This is a genomic window from Bacillus sp. F19 (genome assembly GCA_023823795.1).
GTDB lineage: Bacteria > Bacillota > Bacilli > Bacillales > Bacillaceae > Bacillus_P.
The window spans coordinates 48,361-68,842 of sequence record CP085711.1 but is presented as its reverse complement, the minus strand read 5'-3'; the positions used below and the strand labels follow the sequence as shown (position 1 = coordinate 68,842).

10 protein-coding genes are annotated in these 20,482 nt (G+C 39.9%); 1 reads left to right on the top strand and 9 read right to left on the bottom strand.

The features are described 5' to 3' along the window. Positions 1-574 precede the first annotated feature (574 nt). Both LIT25_26300 and LIT25_26295 read right to left on the bottom strand, forming a co-directional pair. Complete coding sequence (locus tag LIT25_26300) at positions 575-3,121, bottom strand: discoidin domain-containing protein (GenBank protein ID USK36653.1); 2,547 nt, start codon at positions 3,119-3,121, stop codon at positions 575-577. A 214-nt stretch (positions 3,122-3,335) separates the two neighbouring features. Further along, entirely contained in the window at positions 3,336-6,866 is a 3,531-nt protein-coding gene (locus LIT25_26295) for a glycoside hydrolase N-terminal domain-containing protein (GenBank protein USK36652.1), read from the bottom strand. Between the two features lie 438 nt (positions 6,867-7,304). Here LIT25_26295 and LIT25_26290 point away from each other — a divergent pair, with 438 nt between their 5' ends. Then, positions 7,305-8,315, top strand: a complete 1,011-nt coding sequence (locus LIT25_26290; GenBank protein USK36651.1) for a LacI family transcriptional regulator — start codon at positions 7,305-7,307, stop codon at positions 8,313-8,315. A gap of 536 nt (positions 8,316-8,851) precedes the next feature. On the opposite strand, the gene LIT25_26285 is transcribed toward LIT25_26290, so the two are convergent. The 7 genes from LIT25_26285 to LIT25_26255 all read right to left on the bottom strand — a co-directional run bounded on the left by LIT25_26285 (position 8,852) and on the right by LIT25_26255 (position 20,326). Continuing rightward, positions 8,852-12,511: a glycoside hydrolase family 92 protein gene (locus LIT25_26285; GenBank protein ID USK36650.1), complete on the bottom strand. Its 3,660-nt coding sequence runs from the start codon at positions 12,509-12,511 to the stop codon at positions 8,852-8,854. 689 nt (positions 12,512-13,200) lie between these two features. After that, a complete protein-coding gene (locus LIT25_26280) occupies positions 13,201-14,022 on the bottom strand; it encodes a carbohydrate ABC transporter permease (GenBank protein USK36649.1) in 822 nt (273 codons plus the stop codon). Then, complete coding sequence (locus LIT25_26275; protein USK36648.1) at positions 14,019-14,999, bottom strand: sugar ABC transporter permease; 981 nt, start codon at positions 14,997-14,999, stop codon at positions 14,019-14,021. Before LIT25_26275 ends, LIT25_26280 begins: the two co-directional genes overlap by 4 nt. Before the next feature lie 66 nt (positions 15,000-15,065). Then, a complete protein-coding gene (locus LIT25_26270; protein USK36647.1) occupies positions 15,066-16,343 on the bottom strand; it encodes an ABC transporter substrate-binding protein in 1,278 nt (425 codons plus the stop codon). 156 nt (positions 16,344-16,499) lie between these two features. Continuing rightward, positions 16,500-17,915, bottom strand: a complete 1,416-nt coding sequence (locus LIT25_26265; protein ID USK36646.1) for a response regulator — start codon at positions 17,913-17,915, stop codon at positions 16,500-16,502. After that, positions 17,896-19,344 carry a histidine kinase gene (locus tag LIT25_26260; GenBank protein USK36645.1) on the bottom strand — a complete coding sequence of 483 codons (1,449 nt, stop codon included), beginning with the start codon at positions 19,342-19,344 and terminating at the stop codon, positions 17,896-17,898. Before LIT25_26260 ends, LIT25_26265 begins: the two co-directional genes overlap by 20 nt. Then, positions 19,325-20,326 (bottom strand): sugar-binding protein, encoded by a 1,002-nt coding sequence (locus tag LIT25_26255; GenBank protein ID USK36644.1) that lies wholly within the window; start codon positions 20,324-20,326, stop codon positions 19,325-19,327. The genes LIT25_26260 and LIT25_26255 overlap by 20 nt, the downstream gene beginning before the upstream one ends. Between the last annotated feature and the right edge of the window lie 156 nt (positions 20,327-20,482).

Sequence of the window (20,482 nt, the reverse complement as noted above, 5' to 3'; positions counted from 1 at the left end):
TTAGAATTTATTGAATATTATGTATGTTATCGATAACATAAAAATATCATGATTATTTATTAATGTCAACCTGTTTATACACATATTAATTATAGAAAAATAGATTTTGAGGAAGGTGCCAGATATGGTAATCATTAGATGTGGATATAAGGCTTAGGTTTCTATAGTTACAGAGTAGATATGGGTTTTAATCGCTCCTTTAGGGAATGAGTTCTTAACTTATTAAACATAAATGGAACCCTTATCTGTCCGTCAACATAATTAAAAGATAAATAAAAGGACACCTACTTTTTTCAAGTAAGTGCCCCCTTGACGAATGATTTAGTGCTTAAAATTCAATCTTTCTGATCGGTTCGTTAGGTGTTCCAAAGTGTTCCAAAGTGTTCCAAAGCGTTCCAACGTTCTATTATAGAGTTGCATCTTCTGTAAGATCTGCACGAGCCTTCTCAGGCACATGATTTTCAAACGCTTTATTGTTAAGATGTTTCACAAAACCCTTAATATTAACCGACTGTTCCACATGCTTTTTTCATATCAGCAAGAAGCTTTAATTGAAAGATTGTGAGCCTTACTCTTACTCAATATTGGTTATCGTAACAGGAAAAGTATCTTCAACTGTTATTCCGTTCTTTGTTACCATAACCTTTATATTCGCGGCACCACTACTAACAGCGGTGATCACTCCTTTATTATCAACCGTTGCTACAGAATTATTATCACTGGAATAAACAATTTTTACATTTTTTAAATCTTGAGACTGGCCATCTTTTTTCATCACAAACAATTCCAATGGTATTTGGTCTCCAGGAAAGATTACTCTTTCTTTTTCAATATTAATTTCTGCAGCTGATGCCCAACCACCGTGGCCTTCGAGAGCTTCCAACCTAACAAATGATGCTTTAACCGGGGGAAATTTAGTATCTTTCTCTGCAGCTGTATTTTCCCATCTGCCATCTGCTACTTTACTAAAATCTTTTCCGTCTGTACTAACATATACGTTGTATTCCTTAATAATTCCATTTAATCCACCATCATTACGAGGTAAATAACGCAAACGGTCAATATTATAAGTTCCTCCTAAATTGATTGTAATAGATTGAGGAAGTTTTAAATAAGGATCCCATTGACTATGCCAAATCGTAGAGTTATTCCCATCTAACACATTATCCGGAGAATTACCCGATGGGTTGGCTTGAAAACTTGTTGCAGTTACGGACATTTTTGATCTATCGAGCTCAAAAATTCGTGACGTTAATTTCGCCGATGCCAATTCATCATTATCAACAATCTTAAAACCTTGCTTTTCATCAATATTAAACGTTTTTCTAAAAGAATTATTTAGTGTTATAGACTTCTTTACACCCTCTTCTGCAAAGGTATTTCCCGCAATGTTAATGTTTCTACTTCCATTAAACTTCATATTTACTTCTTTAGAGATGATCTGGTTGTTTACGAAACTAAATCCTTTCGTACTTTTGACATCGACTGTCATGTCATTAGACATTTTAAAAATATTATCTTCAATGCGAATATGTTGATGAACCGGATTCTTCCAATCTACTACACTATTTTCCGGATGAATAAGTATAACAGGATTCCCACCCTCAATAAATTTATTACCACGGACCGTTACATTCTTTACCATTCCGGACTCAAACCAGCTGCCCGCATCATCCGCTATTAAAATAGAGCTCATTTGCGGGCGGAAAAATACATTATCTTCAATCACTACTTTTTTCCGTGTCGTAACTAAAATTCCCCTTGTCGGTATATGTTCAATACGGTTATTGTGAATTTCTACTTCAGGTGCCCAGGTAACATTCTCTACAACATCCTTCGATTGAATTCCTTCAGGAACGGGTTGATCCAAAGTAAGTAGTATTTCCCTTGGACTTTTCTTTTCAACTTCACTTACTGTTGCATTGCCGAACTCTGTTAGTTTATCCCAATGGATAAATGCAATTTTATCACCAGGGTTAAAAGCATCAAATCCATATGTTTGATGATGCATAAACCGAACAACAATCTGGTTTGGAGCTGGCTGATCTACTATTCGTAAATGTGTGCCGTGAACATTGATTGCATCATCATTCGCTCCTGAGAAATGGCTATTTATGACTTTTACTAATCCCCGACTACCAGAAACATGCAAGAAGTCAGCAAAGCTGGCAATAATCCTGCCGGTTTCTGCACGCGGTGCAAAATCGACAGTATCGATTGTTAAATTATCGCTGTATTGGGACACAACTCCCAAACCGTGCATATAATGCATGCCGACTTTTTCTAAGGTGACATCTTTACTTTTATTAATAAATACTCCTACTTGGTCTCTTACATCCTCGCGCATGGTAAAAATTTGTCCAACCTTAGCGTCAGGCTTATTTTTATAGTGAAACTTAAGCAAAAATGGTTCTATTTCTTCAACGAGACTTGCCGTATAACCTGGGTTCCATGTCCTGCGCAGTGTATCCTCTTTAGGTTCATACACTTGAGCATTCCCCGAAGTATATGTCCAATAAGGTTTACCGCTTTGAGCCTGCTCGCTTACCCAAACGATTTTTTTATTTTCAATTTTATATAAAGAATCTTCGTGAATCTTTGCAATTAAATAATCATTACCAACCTCTTGTACCTCCATCTCAGAAGTTGTCGGACGTGAATAATCGACATGAACATTCTGAAATTTAATATTTTCACTTTCATCAACAATAACCGAGGTCATCTTACCATGAAATAGAAAAAGTGAGCCGTTTCCCTCAATTGTTACGTCTTTTATACCTTTTAATAAAATGCCAATTGTTTTTGTTACATCTGAATTTTGAGCTTCAGAAGCAGTATTTGAGATGAAGTATGGTTTTTTGATAGCGCCTTCAGGATAAAAATCATATTTCCCTTTCGGAAAATTTAAGATAACTGGCCCCTGAACCTTTGCTGCTGCTGCTATTGCCTTTTGAACAGCAATACCTGCGTCTTGACCAGAATTAGGAACAGCTCCGAAGTCAGTAACGTTGATAACGGAGGGATTATTTCCTTTTGCTTCAATACTTTCATTCGATTGAAATAATATCAACAATACGACCAAAGCAGAGAATACTATACTTTGCAGCACATTCTTATTCATTTATTCGCCCCTATCCTTATTTACCTATTTTCGTTTGCCATCACCAAATTATATTCATAATTTTCCGATTTTTTTTTTGATAAACACTATTATCTTTGCGTTTCTTGATAACCTACAGGAACTATTAATTCGGGTCTAAACAATTTACACTCTCTTTACGCATTTGTAGATTCTGCTCCGTATCGAAAACTGATATTGTTTAACATGTACATTGTTAATTACTACTCAACCATGCGTCTGCCCAATCAGCATGATCGGCTCCATTGCCATTTCCACCATCTGTTACGATCAGTTTTAGTTGTTGTATTCCTTCCACACTGATATCAACTTTCTTCGTTTCGGAAGCAGCCTTCATTAGACCACTGTCATAAAGCTTATTTTCATCTCCCCAAACTTGGAATACCACACTCGCAGAAGTGTCGTCTCCCATCTCATCGTCTATTCCAACTTCTGAGGTGAAACGCGAGTAATCACCGCCAATATCATACACAATTTCTGATGCAGCATGAACACCGAGTCCTTTTTTATAGACTTTTCCGTTCAAGGTAATTGGCTTTCCGTCTCCAGCAGGTTGTTCATTGTTGCTCATGTCTCTTTCTACAGGTCCCCAACCGTTGACAGATTTTGTCCATTCCAAATCACTGAGATAGGCACCACCTACAATGACTGACACCTTGTATGAAGCAACCTGCGTGTCTTCGATCAGTGCCGAGACATTCAATTCCTCAGCTCCAGTAAAATTAGACGGAGGGATTGCTTCAAAAGTGAAAATATCCTCCGAATTGACAGAGAGCTCAAAAGATTGCTCATTCGGTTTGATCGTCCAGCCGTCAGGGGCATTTATCTTGAGCTTCCCATTAGTAGTAATAGAACGGTTATTCTTCACTATAGCCTGAATTGAGGCTGATCCCCCTTCTTTAGGAATCGACTTCGGAACTACAGACACTTGAACAATCTCTACCGCAGACCGTACATCAATTTCCTTGGAAGCTTTAACAAAGCCATTCTCGACATTTGCGACTGCCTTGATCTCATATTTATTCGATGTCGCATTCAAAGCTACTCCTATTCTTACCTCAGTTGTGTAAGAATCTCCCGGCTTTATGCTCGGAAAGCTTATTTTAGCCGGTTCAACATTCCAGCCTTCCGGGGTAACGAACTTCAGCTCTCCCGAAGGACTTTTTTCGGTACCATAATTGGTTAATGTCACCTTGGCCGGTACCGTTTCACCTGCTGTCGTGCTTTCCGGTGCATCAAGTTCAACGCTTAAGAGCGATTCAATTTTATACGTTTTTCCGGGTTCTGTTTGAAAGGTAATGGTGTTTCCATCTAGTTCGTATTGTACCTTTTTGTTGTCCCCTACCCGATTGATGGAAAACGGACCATCAAAGATTGAGCTTTTGATTTTTGCTTCGTTCCCCTTATCTGATGTCAGTAAAATCTCTGTTGGTTGACCACCTTTCCAGTTTGCATCGACAGTGAATCCGCCTCGTGCACGGAGCCCTTTATAACTTCCGTCCTCCCATGCATCTGGTAGTGCAGGAAGTAAATGAATTATCCCCATATGGCTTTGAAGAAGCATCTCGGCAACTCCTGAGGTTGCCCCGAAGTTCCCATCAATTTGAAACGGCGGATGGGTGTCAAACAGGTTAGTCAACGTACTGTGCTTTAACTGTTCAGAAAGCATTTTGTGTGAGTGGTTACCATCCAGGAGACGTGCCCAGAAGTTGATTTTCCATGCTTTACTCCATCCCGTACCCCCATCACCACGGGCAGTAAGTGACACCTTTGCAGCCTCAGCATATTCAGGCATAGTTAACGGGGAAATTTGTCGGCCCGGATGCAATGCAAACAAGTGTGACACATGTCTATGTGTATTGTTCGGGTCATCCCAGTCTTGTTTCCATTCTTGCAATTGTCCCCACGAGCCTATCCGTAAACCTGGATCGAGCTTCTGTTTCATCTCGTTCAACTGTTCACGGAATTTCTTGTCTGCGTGTAAAATCTCACTCGCTTCGAGCGTGTTTGTGAACAAATCCCAAATAATCTGTTGTGACATAGATGCTCCGCCGGAATATGAACCTTGTTCAGGTGAGTAGCTTGGTGTGGCGATAAGTTTTCCGTCTTTAGGATCAACAACAAGGTTATCGATCCAGAACTCTGCAGCGTCTTTCATGATTGGATAAGCTGTTTCCTTAAGAAACTTTTCATCTTTCGTAAAGGCATAATGTTCCCATAAATGTTGAGTCAGCCACGCTGCGGCCTCAGGAAAGTAGAATGACGACCACCAATTCTTCGGCCCTGTATGGTCGAATATGTTCATTTCATTATGGGTTACCCATCCGTCCGCTCCGAAATGGATTCGCGCGGTTTCACTTCCTCTTTCCTGCATTTTATCGATGTAATCGAACAATGGAAGGGTCGTTTCACTAAGGTTTGTTACTTCCGCTGGCCAGTAATTCATCTGCAAGTTAATGTTCACATGGTAGTCTGAACTCCATGGCGGCTTAGTTGAGTTATTCCAAACACCCTGTAAATTAGCTGGCAATGAACCTGTTCGGGATGAGCTAATTAGCAGGTACCGTCCATACTGAAAGAAGATGTTTTCAAGAGCTCGACTTTGACTGTCTTGTTTATTGCCTGTATAGGACTTTAACAGCTCATCAGTTGGGACTTGGGGCTGTTTTTGGCCAATATTGAGTTCGACTCTATTGAATAACTCATGATAGTCCTCTTCATGAGCGCTAAGTAGTGTATTATAGGATTTTACCGATGCAGCATCAAGGTTTGCCGTTACACGGGTATGCGGATGTTCCCGCTTATATGTCGGGTATTTATGCTCGTAGTCCGTACCCGCAGTCAAAATAATTGTAACAGCGTCGGCATTTTGTACATTGACTTTGTCAGCACCAGTTTCTAGTGAGCCTCCCTCGTTCATTACCTGCAATTGTGACTCAAAGTTCATCTTATTGCTTAAACTGCCCGTCAATTGTAATCTTCCGTCAGAAGCAGTAACGTTTGTATCCTTGTGCGGTGATGTTAAATGGGTGGCAAAACTCAATTTCCCGCGTTCACTTGCTGTTAAATGCATTACTACCACTTTGTCAGGGTAACTAGCGAAATATTCTCGTTTATAGGTTACACCGTCCACTGTGTAAGTAACTCGTGCAACACCATTCTTCAGGTCAAGCTCACGGCGGTAGTTTTCCACTTTTGATGGAGAATCAAAATCAAGGTAAATATCTCCAAAATTTTGATACGCACCAAATGCACGATCAGTGTTCATGAGACCATATGCCGCCTGATCAGCTTCACCCCATTTTTCATGCTCAATCAGACGGCGAATCTTGGCCAACGGCTCTAGATTTTGTTCTGCCCAGTTACCTCCTGTATAACCTTCCCACTCACCTGGACCTCCTGTCCAAAGCGTTTTTTCATTGAATTGGATGTGTTCTTGGTTTACACCACCGAAAATCATTGCACCCATATAGCCGTTTCCGATTGGTAAAGCTTCTTTTTCCCAATTCACAGCTGGCTGTCGGTACCATAATGCAAGGTCGGAATCTGGTGGTCCTGCTTTTCCGGTATATGTAATGCCGTTCATTGAAGAAGCTTCACTTCCCTTTTCTTCTTTTGCTTTGACATTAGAAATTGTGTCAACTACACTACTAAAAATCAGTATAAGTGAAAGAATGAAAAAAAGACTCGAGGACAATAGTAACTTTATCGGATGTTTCTTAGCCAAATTAAAACTTCCTCCTTTTGTACTTAAACTAGTGATAAATATGCCAAAAATGTAATACATCTATCAAACTATTTCATTCAAAATACCCCCTCATATCTGACTTTTGTACAATAAAAAGAGTAGTTGCGAATTCAAGGAATGAGTGAAAACCTTTTCAAGCAACAACTATGGTACAAACATTGCAAATAATATTTTTCTGACTTTTCTGTATGTTATCGATAACACAAAATTAACAAATGTTTGTTTTGATGTCAATCAATTTTTTTAATCACTTTTCAACACTAAGGAATTTTAAAAAAAGAAAGCCGTGCCAAGAGGATATAACGAAGTAATAAACAGATTAAAGTGAGTTATCGATAACATGTTAAATATTGATGTCACCCTGATTATAAACTATATTAATAATAGGAAAACTCAGATTTAGAAAGGATCATTCACATGGTTACCATTTATGATATCGCTAAAAAGGCTAACGTTTCTCCAATGACAGTATCCAGAGTAATCAACAACTCTGGAAAAATTAGTGAAAAGACAAGAAAAAACGTTGAAAAAGTTATAGAGGAACTCAACTATATTCCAAATAATGCAGCAAGAAGTTTAATTTTAAAAGAAACGAAAATACTTTCCTTGATCATCACGGATATTACAAATCCTTTTTACACAAAGGTGGCACGCGGTGCGGAGGATAAGGCAAAACAAATGGGCTATCGCCTCCTTCTTAGTAATAGTGATGAAAGCTTGGGAAAAGAATCGGAATATGTTAAAATGCTTCTTTCAGCAGGAGTCGATGGGGTTTTAATAGCTCCTTCAGGGGATGAGTCGAAAAAAAATCTTAGAACACTTATCAAAAATAAAATACCGTTTGTTTTAATTGACAGGGAGATCCCGGAAATAGATTGTGATCTTGTACTTGGAGATAACTATCAAGGAACACGAAAATTAATCGAGCACTTAATCGACGAGGGACATTCCAGAATTGCATTAATCAATGGACCGTCCAATGTTTCAACTGCTCGTGCAAGGGAAAAAGCTTTTATCGAAACATTGCAACTCGCCGGGATAAAACCAAATAAAAAACTTTTGGCAAATCTTTCTTTCATGCAGAATGATGCATATCCACTTATTAAGAAGATGATGTCTCTGCCAGATGATGAAAAACCGACTGCGATTTTTGCTGCAAACAACTTTATTGCGATCGATACAATTAAAAGCCTTCGTGAGTTAAATATTCATGTACCTAAAGATATCGCAATCGTTTGTTTTGATGATCCTGATCCGATACCTGACTTTAATCCGTTTTTGACCGTAGCTTCACAGCCTGCCTATAATTTCGGCTATATTGGTATCCAACTTCTTATTGAAAGAATTGAAGGCAACGGTCCTAAAGAAAAGCAAAAAGTGATTCTTCCGCCGCAAGTGCTGATTAGAAAATCGTCACAGAAACTCTAAAAAATGTTTGTGAATAAAGCTTTCAAGTAAAAAAGAGATGGTTTATGATTGAGTCATATTCCATCTCTTTTATTTAATATCAAAATATAAACATTTCTTTCGGCTCACGCCTACCCTTCCGGCTGTCATAAGCCCAATCACCATAATAAGGAGAACAAAGTTGGAGATCTCCGGTGCAACCTTAATAAATTGGGAACAATGCAAAGCGAGTGACATGGCTTCCTGGGGAAAGCCGGGACCGACAAGTTATCCGTCAATGCAAACTTAAGCGTCAAATCCCCGGAATCTTCATAAATGCTGTTGTCTCCCGGTACAGTCACCTCGACCTCCGGCGCGGTCTTATCGATGCTAACGGATACTGTTTGTGCCCGTTCCACGTTGCCTGCTTTGTCTACACTCCAATATACAAGCTTATGCACGCCTTCTTCTGACAATACGATGGAAGTTCCCGTTTGCTCAGCGCCATCGTTTACCGTGTAGTAAGTATTGGCTACACCCGATTCGTTATCGCTCGCGCTTAAGGTTACAGTGACATCTTAATTGACCGAGCCGCTTGGCGCATTGTCCGTTGTCGTTGGCGGTTGTTGATCACTCAATTGCCTTACTTCGTCCTGAGTCAACGCGAGGTCAAATACGCGAACGTCGTCCAGCAGTCCATTGTAAGCTTCCCCGCCGGATTCGTTGGCTCCCAGCACGATTTTATTCGTCACAGTCGGAAGCGGTCCGAGATTCGTTGTATTGCTTGCCACTAAGTTACCGTCGACATAAATCTTCAGCCCAGTTGAATGATCGTAGGAAGCCACATAATGATGCCATTTGTTATCGTTGTAGGTCCATGGAAACGCCAGCGCTTTATAACTGGATGAAGCATTGGGCCAATAGGCCACGCGAGCTTGACCCCCGCTTGTCAACTGAAGAGCCGTGAAACGCTTATCTTGACGGAAAAGGTTCGCGTTGCCGGTTGCAGGCTGAGAAGTCTTGAACCACAACGACACGGACTCGTCACCTGTTTTATTCAAAGTTGCCGAAGAGTTGAACTCGGCCCTTGAGCCGCCGCTGAAAGCAAGCGCTCCGCCTTTGCCCGAATCGGTCCAAGTCGGGTTGTTAACCAGAGTTCCGGTGTTGCTGTTGCCTGAAGAATCGCCGACGGTTGTACCGGAGCCTTCATCGAACTTCCAGTGGGCTACTAGTTCAGCAGGCTTTGCAGATACGCTAATGCTTGTTGTCAATGGAACGCTGTTCGGGTTTGTGACTCCAATAGGCAGAGTTACTTTTCCTGTTACCGTGAAGGTCTGCGCCGTCGTGGCAGTTGGATCGTAGCTTGCACTATTTACATCCCAATTCACACTGGCATCCACATTTCCCCCATCGGTTACAAGGGCTATTTTTTCGGGTAATCCAAGAGCTTCCGCTGTCTTCGCCGTTCCGATGGCCACTTTTACCGGTGCAGGTACTGTGATGCTGTTCAATTTAAGAATGACCTCTTTTGTGAAATCCGTAGAAGGAGGAGTTTTACTTGGATCAGCTCCCCATTCTTTGTTCGGGGTTGAGCCCATTTGGAATTCTAGTTTTCCGCCTTTCATAATATCCTCGTAGCTGATCCATGCCTGATCAAAGCTTTTCCGGTTCAGCTTCGCCTCTTGAATATAGCGATTTTTACTAGATACATCGTTTGCCTTTATCGTAAATGACTTCCCTTTCTCAAGATGCAATGTCATTTCAGAGAAGATAGGCGAACCGATCATATAGTAAGGGTCTCCGGGATTTCCAGGGAATAACCCCATTGCGCTATACACGAACCAGGAAGACATTGCCCCGGCATCATCATCCATCGAAGGCAAATACCCCTCTGGATCAGCACGGTATACACGTGATTTGATCGGCAAAGCATACAATCCATGGTTATGGTACTTTTGTGTAACTACTTCCGTCGTGTATTCTCTCACATATTTCTGGGTTAAATAAGGCTTGCCCAAATAATTAAACATATACGGCGCTTGAATATCCGGTTCGTTGATTGCCATATATTCATCAATTTCAAAGAAATACTCTAGGTCATCAGCTAACTTTTCAGAGCTCCCCCTTAGTTTGGCCAGACCTTGGACATCATGCGGAACGAACCATCGGTAATGCCACAGATTTCCTTGATAAGCAAATTCATTGATCTTTGAAACGCTTGCAACTGTTTCTGCATTCGGCGTAAAAAATCCTCGTACATTTTGTTGGTCATCCTTCTGTGTTGGGTTCCAGAGATCCTGATAAGACAACGCAATTTCCCGGTATTTCAAATAGGTTGCCTTGTCTCCAAGAAGAGAAGCTAGCTTCATCGGGTAATAAGCACTGTATGCTTTCTCTAGTGCTCCGGATACTTTATTAGGAACATAATGATCTGTATCGACAGCCATCCCTTGAAGAGCCGTATACGCGTCGAAATCATCAAATCCTTTTGTATAAGCATCAAGGATTACCGCACCGTTAAATTCATTCCGTACAGTCGGACTTGGCCAGTACCCTTGCCCCCACTGGACATAGGAGCCCCTAGTCTTATATACATCCACCATAGATTTCACAATATTATCAAACTCCTGAGGAGCAAGTATTGAATACAAGGAGTATTTCCTAAAATCATCCCATGTCGTCCAGCCTGAGTAATATTCAAAGTCCTTGCCAAACTCAGAGGTGCTGCGAATCGTATTCTCATCCCTTGCCGCTCGGAACTCGCCTTTTGAGCTTGTGACATTATTTGGGTGAAGGAAGGAGTGATACAGCTGCGTATAGAAAATCGTCTTGTTTTCCTCATCGTTGTCGGTGATTTCCACCTTGTTTAGAAGCTTACTCCAAATTTTTCTCGTTTTGCTCCGTTGCTGGTCAAAATTCCAATTCGGAATATCATGATCTCTTTCATATTTTGCCTCTTCTACACTAATTGGAGAAAGACCAACTTTTGCTTTTATCTCCTGATTTTTGTTTGTGTCAAATTTTGCAAATACCCCAATCTTTGTGCCGCTGCGACTCTCATCGTCTCCGACAGCATCGCCAGACCAAGACTGATAGGAGTCGAAATCTTGATCAAACTGAATAGAATAATACATTTTATAGTAGCCATGACCACATACATTTTTTCCTGTAATATAGCCTGATATTTCATTGTTATTTTCAACCTTAAGACTAGCATCTAGCATCCCTGCATATGAGTTTGCTAGATCAATTAGCACATACCCATCTTGTGATTTAGGAAACTTATATTTATGGAATCCTACACGCTTCGAAGCAGTCAGTTCCACTTCAATGTCGGATTCAAGTTTCACTTTATAATAGCCAGGTGATGCTTCCTCACTGTTTTTGTCGTACTTCTCTTTATATTTTTTGCTGTCATTCGTAAACGAACCGATCCCAGGCTTCATCAAGATATTTCCACCTGCACCGCTGCAGCCGACACCGCTGAATCGAAGGTGTGAAAACCCTTTCAGATATTTATCTTGATAATAATATCCACTAAATGCCCCACCATCGGAATCCGGTCCCAATGATACTAGACCGAACGGCGTTGTTGGACCAGGATTCGTCTGGCCATTATCGCCTAATGTGTTGATAAATGGATCGACATAATCTACAGGTTTTTTGTTAATCTCCGGATAAGCAGGCGTTTGTTCTACATCTGTGCCATACAATTCTAACTCGTAAATCCTAGCGTTTGAGTCTTGAGTGGAAGGTTTATCTAGATAGAGCCTAATATAACGACCTTTAAACGTAGGGACGTATCTGTCAACGATTGTCTGATAGTTATCCTTTACAACATCGATATCTTCCCAGGTCTTTCCGTCTTCACTCATCTGCAAACGAAATGAATTGGTATTCCAGTAAGGACAATTTTTTGATTCACCAATACAAGCATTTTGTACAACCCATTGGTTAATGTTGTATTCTTTGCCCAAATCCAACTCTAGCCATTTCTGAGCAGTACCGGAATTGTCACACCACTTCGTATCGGTTCTGCCATCCACGGCAAAACTAGGATTTTCATATTCATTACATTGACCGCTGGCTGTCGCCTTCGCATTCAAAGCCACATTCGTGGTCTTTGATTCCTGCGGATGGGATTCGGATACCGCCATAACGGAGTCCGACGATAATGGTTCCATCATAGTCAATAGAATCAATACGATCATAAACATGGATAAAAGCTTTTTTCCCATTTTAATCTGTCCTCCCAATTTCATTAATTATGAATCTTTTATTCACCTATAGTTCTATCTTTTACTTAAGCACGAGTGTTCTGCCAAATGGACAGGAATGTCACTGTTGGAACACAAATACTTTAACCTTGTATTAAGATACTGAGTGACTTCCATCGTACTTTGATGAATAGGGATTTCATTGATCATCATTGATCTATTGCCCTTAAACAGCTCGAATACCACATATGCGTCATCACTGTAAGCAGCTTGTTGATTAATTTTCACATTCACTGCTAGCTCTTTTCTTTCACCACTTTATGTGTTATCCCCCTAAATGCCATCATATTGAATGTTGCCATCGATACCTGAAGACATCTTTTTTCCTTTTGCATCGGTTTCTACTTGATTTTTCCAGGTCGGCTGTGGATTCTCTTCTTCAAATGACGTGAAGAAGTCGGTTGCAGTTTTTGTTTGTGATCCGGCAGAAACCTTCTGAGCAGTCGGATTATATAAGATTCCTGCCAGTAAAGCTGAGCAGGTCAGAACATATAAACCTTTCTTAACGTTTTTTTTTGTTCAATTAATTCACACCTCCAATTAGATTATTATTCAAAACAGCAATGAAAAAGTTATTGCACCTCCCTCTATACCTTTGTGATTATTTAGAGCTAACAGGCCTGCATTTGGCCAGTCATCTTAAATACCTGTCACCCTTTTACTGATCCCGCAAGTAATCCCTTTACAAAAAACTTCCCTAAGAAAATATAGACTAATAGGGTGGGAAGGGCAGCGAGCAGTGCCCCAGCCATTTGTACATTCCATTGAACGATTTGGCTTCCTGATAAATTCTGAAGGGCGACCATGATCGGCTGTTGGCTGGAAGTCGTGATAGTCACGGCAAACAAGAACTCATTCCAGATGTTCGTGAACTGCCAGATGGCGACCACGACAAATCCAGTAATCGAAAGTGGAATCATGATATAACGGAAAATCCGGATAAACCCCGCTCCGTCAATCTTGGCTGATTCTATCATTTCGTCTGGAATGCTAGCATAGAAGTTTCGGAACATAAGAGTGGTTATTGGGATCCCATAAACCACGTGTACAAAAACGAGTCCCGCGATGGTATTGTACAATCCAATTTCCCGCAGGAATTGAATCATCGGAATTAGGATGCTTTGGTAGGGAATAAACATCCCAAATAGAATTAATGTAAATACAGTGTCTGCGCCTTTGAACTTCCATTTGGATAAAATATAGCCATTCAAAGATCCCAAAAGTGCCGATAAAAGCGTGGCTGGAATGACGAGATAAAAAGAGTTCAATAGGTTAGGTGCAAGCTTAGTAAACGCCACAGAATAACTGCTGAAATCAAGTGTTGCAGGCAGCTTCCACATCTCTGTCAAGGTGACTTGGTCCAAAGGCTTCAAACTGGTCACGATCATGACATAGACTGGCATCAGGAATAAAAGGCTGATTCCGACTAACATAAAATATAACAACGGTTTGGTAAAGGTTCTAATTGTCATTTGGAATCCCCCTTTCTACTGGAGATCAGATAAGGAACAATAAAGATAGCTACCGAAATAAGCATAACGATGGCGATCGCTGCACCATTTGCATAATAGTTTCCTCGGAAGGTCGTCTCAAACATGTAAACACCGGGAACATCTGTGACAAAGTTTGCCCCTGAACCAGTCATCGCATATATCAGGTCAAATATTTTCAACGAAATATGGGCCATGATGATGACAACACTTACCGTAATAGGCCGAAGCAAAGGCAGAATGATTTTACGGTAAATTTGAAATTCCGTAGCACCGTCCATTCTCGCAGCCTCTCTAATCTCATCAGAAATTCCTCTAAGACCTGCTAAATACATTGCAACCGAGAACCCTGTCATCTGCCATACTGCCGCAATGACTACAGCAATAATAGCGACAGGGATCCCAAATTCGATTTTCCCCCATTTAAATCCGGCTAATATATTCGTATCGGTATACCATCTTGAATCAAGCCCGATTTTTGTCAAAAAGAGGTTGACTCCTGTCGAAGGATTCAACAACCATTGCCACACGACTCCTGTTACGACGAAAGATAATGCCATGGGGAAGAAAAAGATATTCCGGAAGAGCGATTCTCCCTTGATTTTTTGATCTAATAAAACCGCAAGGAACTGACCAATAAATATGATTGCTGCAATGAATAAGACGGTAAAAACAATAGTATTGCGCAAATCAGCCTGAAAACGGAAATCGTTAAATAAAAATTGATAGTTTTTGAATCCTGCTAATGAGAAATCCGGAACGAGAGAATTCCAATTACTGAGTGATACATAACCCGTCCAGCTGATGAATCCGTATACGAAGACTGTAATGAAAAGAATAGATGGCAAGATAAATGCAATGGCTAGAAGATGGTCTTTCGTTAGCTTTTTCTTTCTTTTGCTGTATAGTCCAATGGACGTTCCGGTCGTTTGGGTTTGTTTGATGATGGGCTGCTCCATCTCTCTGCCTCCTTTAATGAGAAAAAAGAAAAGAGGAAGCAAAAAATCTCATCCTCTTTTTGATGGTTATTTCAATTCAGAAGAAGCTGCTGTTAGGGTTTCCACAAACCCCTTCACATCTTTCTGTGTAACAAAAATATTGACCGCCTGATTGACTTTGGTCAGATAGCCCTCAGGTGCTGCTGAGCCATGGGCCAAGCTTGCAGCCAATTTTGCTTCTTTAAAATCTTCAATCGTATCCTTTCCATACTGATCATATTTAGAAACGTCTGCATCCGTACGGGCAGGAATTGAACCTTTTAACGGGTTAAAGGCGTCCTGGCCTTCCACAGAGCCTAATACAGCAAGGAATTTCTTCACATCATCCGGATTCTTAACACCTTTTGGAAGCCCAAACGTATCAGTGACAACCATGAATTGCCCTTCTGTTTCAGGTGTTGTAATATATCCAAAGTCTTCATTGACTTTGAGCTTCAAGTCATTCACAAAGTAACCTTTTGCCCAGTCGCCCATGACATTCATAGCTGCTTCTCCATTTGCCACTAATTGGGAGGCATCTTGCCAGTTCCGTGAGCTATGGTCTTCGTTGATGTATGAAAGCATTTTCTTGAACGTTTCAACAGCCTCGACTACTTTTTTGTCGTCAAGTGCAAGTTCACCCTTCCAAAGTTTGGTGTATTCCTCGGCTCCAAGCTTGCCTAGCAATACAGTTTCAAATAAATGGGTTGCTGTCCAAGACTCTTTATCACCCAACGCTAACGGAGTGATACCCTTTGCTTTTAACTTATCTGCCACTTCAAAAAACTCGTTAAAAGTAGTCGGGGCTTGGAGGCCATTTTCTTCAAATACCTTTTTGTTGTACCATAGAACATTTCCGCGATGAATATTAACAGGAACGGAGTAAATCTTACCATCCTTGCTAACCATATCTATTAAATCTTGTGGAAACTTGTCCTTTAATCCTTCTTTTTCATATAGATCATCGATTGGTTCCATTTTGTCGGCCTTTACCCATCCTTCATTCAACTCGGCTCCGCCATGGATCTGGAAGGTTGCAGGAGGATCATTTCCTTGCATCCGGCTTGCCAGGACCGCTTTAGCATTCGTTCCGGCACCGCCTGCAACGGCTGCATTTTCAATCGGAACATCTGGGTATTTCTCTTCGAAAAGCTTTATTAGTGCTTTTAATCCATCTTCTTCACCGGCTCCGGTCCACCAGCTAAATATTTCCATTTTACCTGAATCCTTTTTATCTTCGCCATCCCCTGCGCTCTTTGATGAACTGCAGGCAGAAAGAATCAAAGAAAACGCCAATAATATAGATAACCATATCCTCTTTTTCAAGCTTTATTCCCCCTCCGTTTAAATGAAACCGTTTACAGTTATATTATAAAAAAAGATTCTAGCCAATACAGATAGAATTTTCTGCATTTTATTATGATTTTCTGTACTTTTTTAGGGTCTGAACCCCCTAACTTAAATACTCTGCTAACTTCTGCTTCAGTCACCAGAATGCTGCTTATTAAATTGCTTCGGCGAAATCAGGTAGTGTTTTTTAAATACCCTGCTAAAGTAGTTTGGATCCTTGTAGCCAATCATGTGGCTTATCTCTTTCAAACTATATGTATTTTCATTTAATAATTGTCTTGCTTTGGCAAGTCGAGCCTCAGTGAGATAATCTATAAAAGTCGTTTGGGATGTTTCCTTAAAAAGCTTTGTAAAATAGGTAGGACTTAGTTTTACATGATCAGCAACCTGTTCCAGGGTGATTGGTTCTTGGTAGTACAAATCGATATATTTTTTAGCTTTTTCAATCGGATTATTTGAATGATAAAACTCCAATACCTTCATACAGAGATTTTGTATAAATTCCTTCCATTCGACTTCTGTTTGCGGAAAAGAAAGTTGATGGATCGATATCGAAATGCCTTCCCGTACAAGCCTTTCTCTGATTTTTATATACAACTCGTTCTGTTCCATTTTTCCTAGAAGCTGTTGAACAATTGAAAGGGCTGAGGGTATTTCCCCCTGAAAAACACAGAAAAACAATTCTTCTAATTCCTCAATTAACTCTTCTTTCTTAGCAAAAGGAAGACAATATAGACTTCGGTTGTCTTTTTTCAATGCGCGAAGAGTTTGTAAAGCCTCCTGATATGAATAGGGAAGTTGCTCCACTTTTGAATAAGGATAACCTATGCCAATCCAGATCCTTGTTGTGATGGCGGATACGATTTTCTTCGCTAAAACGAGCGCTTCCGTCTTGGGATGTTCTTTTGGACTAATAAATAGGGTTACATACTTTTGGCCATAGTAAACAGTAATATGCGGATACGGCGAATAACGTTTCAGCAACTGCTGAAATAAATCGTCATCCCCACAATCCCCTAGATCTGCGACAAAGAAAAAACCGCTTTGCATGTCCGGATACAGCTGCCTTTGCTGTGTCAGAAATTCCTCCCTCACATCATATTGGAGAATCTTTAAGAGGAAGTTTTCCTGAGCAAAATACATATACTCTTCTTTTTGGTCTGAGACTGCTCTCTCGTTTATTATTTCATCACAGACTCTTGATATCGCTTCCATTGTTTCTTCTTTCTTTCCCGGCTTCAAAATATATTCTTTGACACCCTCTTTCATTGCCTCTTTGGCATATTCAAAAGAATCATAAGCTGAAACCAAGATGAATTTGATGTTCATCTGCCTTTTCCGTATCTGTCGAATGGCCTCAATTCCATCAATACCTGGCATTTTAATGTCCATTAACATAAAATCAGGCTGAAGACGCTCTGCTAATTCAATTGCCTCTCTCCCGTTTGAAGCCTCTCCTGCCACTTTAATATTACTGAAATTTTTTTCTAGAAACATTCTCATTGCCTTGCGTTCTAGCATTTCATCATCAGCGATCACTACGTTCATATAACTTCCCCTCCTTTGGCAACAGTAATTTTATAGATGTTCCTTTCCCAGGCGCTGATAAGATCTCTATAACATGGTCATATTGATAAAACAGCTGAAGCCGTCGAACCACATTAATTAGACCGATACCTGTAGAATGACCAACGTGAGGAAGTTGATGTCCACTGGATGAAAAGGTTAACAAAGAATGAATCTGTTCCCCTGACATTCCTGCGCCATTGTCCCTTATCTCTACAACTGTGTTCTGTTCCTCTTTATATACGTGAAGAGATATTTCCCCTCCTTCTTCTTTACCCTCCACCCCATGAATGAAGGAGTTTTCAACTAGGGGCTGTAAGGATAGTCTCGGGATTTCAATATCTAAACATGTATCCTCTACATGCTTATGAAAGGTAATCCGATCACCAAATCGGGTTTGCTGGATATAAAAATAATCGGTGACGGCATCTACCTCTGCCCTTAACAATACGGATTTTTTATTATCGCCTAAACTATACCGTAATAAAGAAGAGACAGAATCTATCAAACGTGATGTATCTTCTGCATTTTCGAGATACGCCATCCTTGAAACCGTATTCAAAGTATTAAATAGAAAGTGGGGATTAATCTGATTTTGCAGATGCTTTAGTTCCAATTCTTTAAACAACCTGTCAAGCTCTGATTTCTCTTCCATTTCAATGATGTACTGACGGATATTGTCACGCATTGTATTAAACGTATTTCCGAGGAGCTTTAACTCATCATTGGATTCAATGTCAACGGCTTGACCATCAAACTTTCCAGCAGAAATTTCATTGGCAGCTCTAGATAGGCTTTGAATCGGACGGTTAATGCCCTTTGAAAACCATATTGCAAAAGAAATGGCCAGCAAGACAGTAGTATTAAACAGAAAAAAGGTAAACCACTTGAATGATTCATTTCGTTGTTCCATTCCTGCAAAGAAAGATTGATAGTCTGTTAACTCTAAATCAATTAGAGACATAGTCGTCTCTTGTAAATAAGTGGAAGTCTTTCGTGCTTCTCTCAGATGTTTCGTATATTGGACAATGTCATCACGAATGACAAATCCGACCGTCATCTCACATTCTAATACAAAATTCTTGATGGTATTGATATACTTCTGAAGTTGGATGGGATCTAGGCTATTTTTATTCGTCTCCAGCTTTATTATGCTACTTTCTAATAAATGACGGACCTTATGAAACTCCTGTATGGAAGTTTGATTTTTCTCAACCACATAAGCATTGGTTTTTTCATATAGAAGATTTGAATCTTGCGAAATTTGATTCATTAATAAAAAACGTTCGAAACTTGCATCATACTCTAACAAGAAAGATCGACTGCTAAAATAAATAGAAACAGACACTACATTGAATAAAACAACAAAGGCAAAAAAGGAAAGGAGCAGCTTACTTCGTATGGTTTTCATATACAGTTCCCTTCTCATAGAAGTCTTGAATGTCGGTAGGGTGGATTACCCTAGTCATGGTGTGATGTAGTGTTTTACTTTCATCTTCATTTTTCAAATGAAGCAATGCTTCAACTGATTGATATCCCATTTCATATGGGTATTGGACAACAGATGCATCTATAGAGCCTTCTTCCAATAGAAGAAGTGTTTGCGGCAAAATATCAAAACCAATAATATACGTCCTCTGCTTTAAGTTAAACTGATTGACCACTTGGGCAATCCCCGAACCATCAAGAGCACTAGTCCCATAAAAAGCATTTATATGAGGGTGCTTCTTTAATAAATCGTATGTAGCTTGCAGTGCACCGCTCTTTGTAATATTGGATACTTCAATATCAACCAGTTTTATACGGTTTTCCTTTTTAATTGCATCCTTGAACCCTTTTATTCGAAGCTGTTGGTTCAAAGCGTCGAATCTTCCTGTTACAATTCCGACATATTGATCTCCCTTTGTGTCCTCGATCATAGCGCTCCCTGCCTGTACTCCTGCCATATAATTATCCGAACCGACAAATGCCTTCCGCTCACTGTCAGCGACATCCGTATCAACAGTCACAATCTCTATCCCCCTTTCGAATGCTTTGTTTGTGAGCTGGTTAAAATTCGAATGAGCAATCCCTTGAATGATGATTCCATCTACCTTACCAGTAATAGTCTTATCCATAAACTTTAACTGTTCAATGTTATCAGCCTGTTTAGGGCCTAGATATTCCAAATAAACATTGTATTTTTCAGCTGCATCTTTTGCTCCTTTTTCTATTAACCTCCAGTATTCATTATCTACTTCTTCCGATATTAAAGCGAAATGATAGTCATATTGATGAGGTGGTTTCACCCGATCTTGGGCTTCAAATGTTTTTTTGCCGTAAACAAGCATTAAGAAGAGATTGATCATAAATAGCAGAAATAATAGAAGATAAAACCAACGTTTGAACTTCATTTCATCACCTAGTAAATATATTCATATTTTTTAAAATTTTAAAACTATTAACTATTTTATAATACCTTCGTTAAACGTTGCTATATAAAGGCTTAACCAATTTATATTCATTTAAATTCTGAAATCTAATTACGCAGAATTGATAATTGCAATACA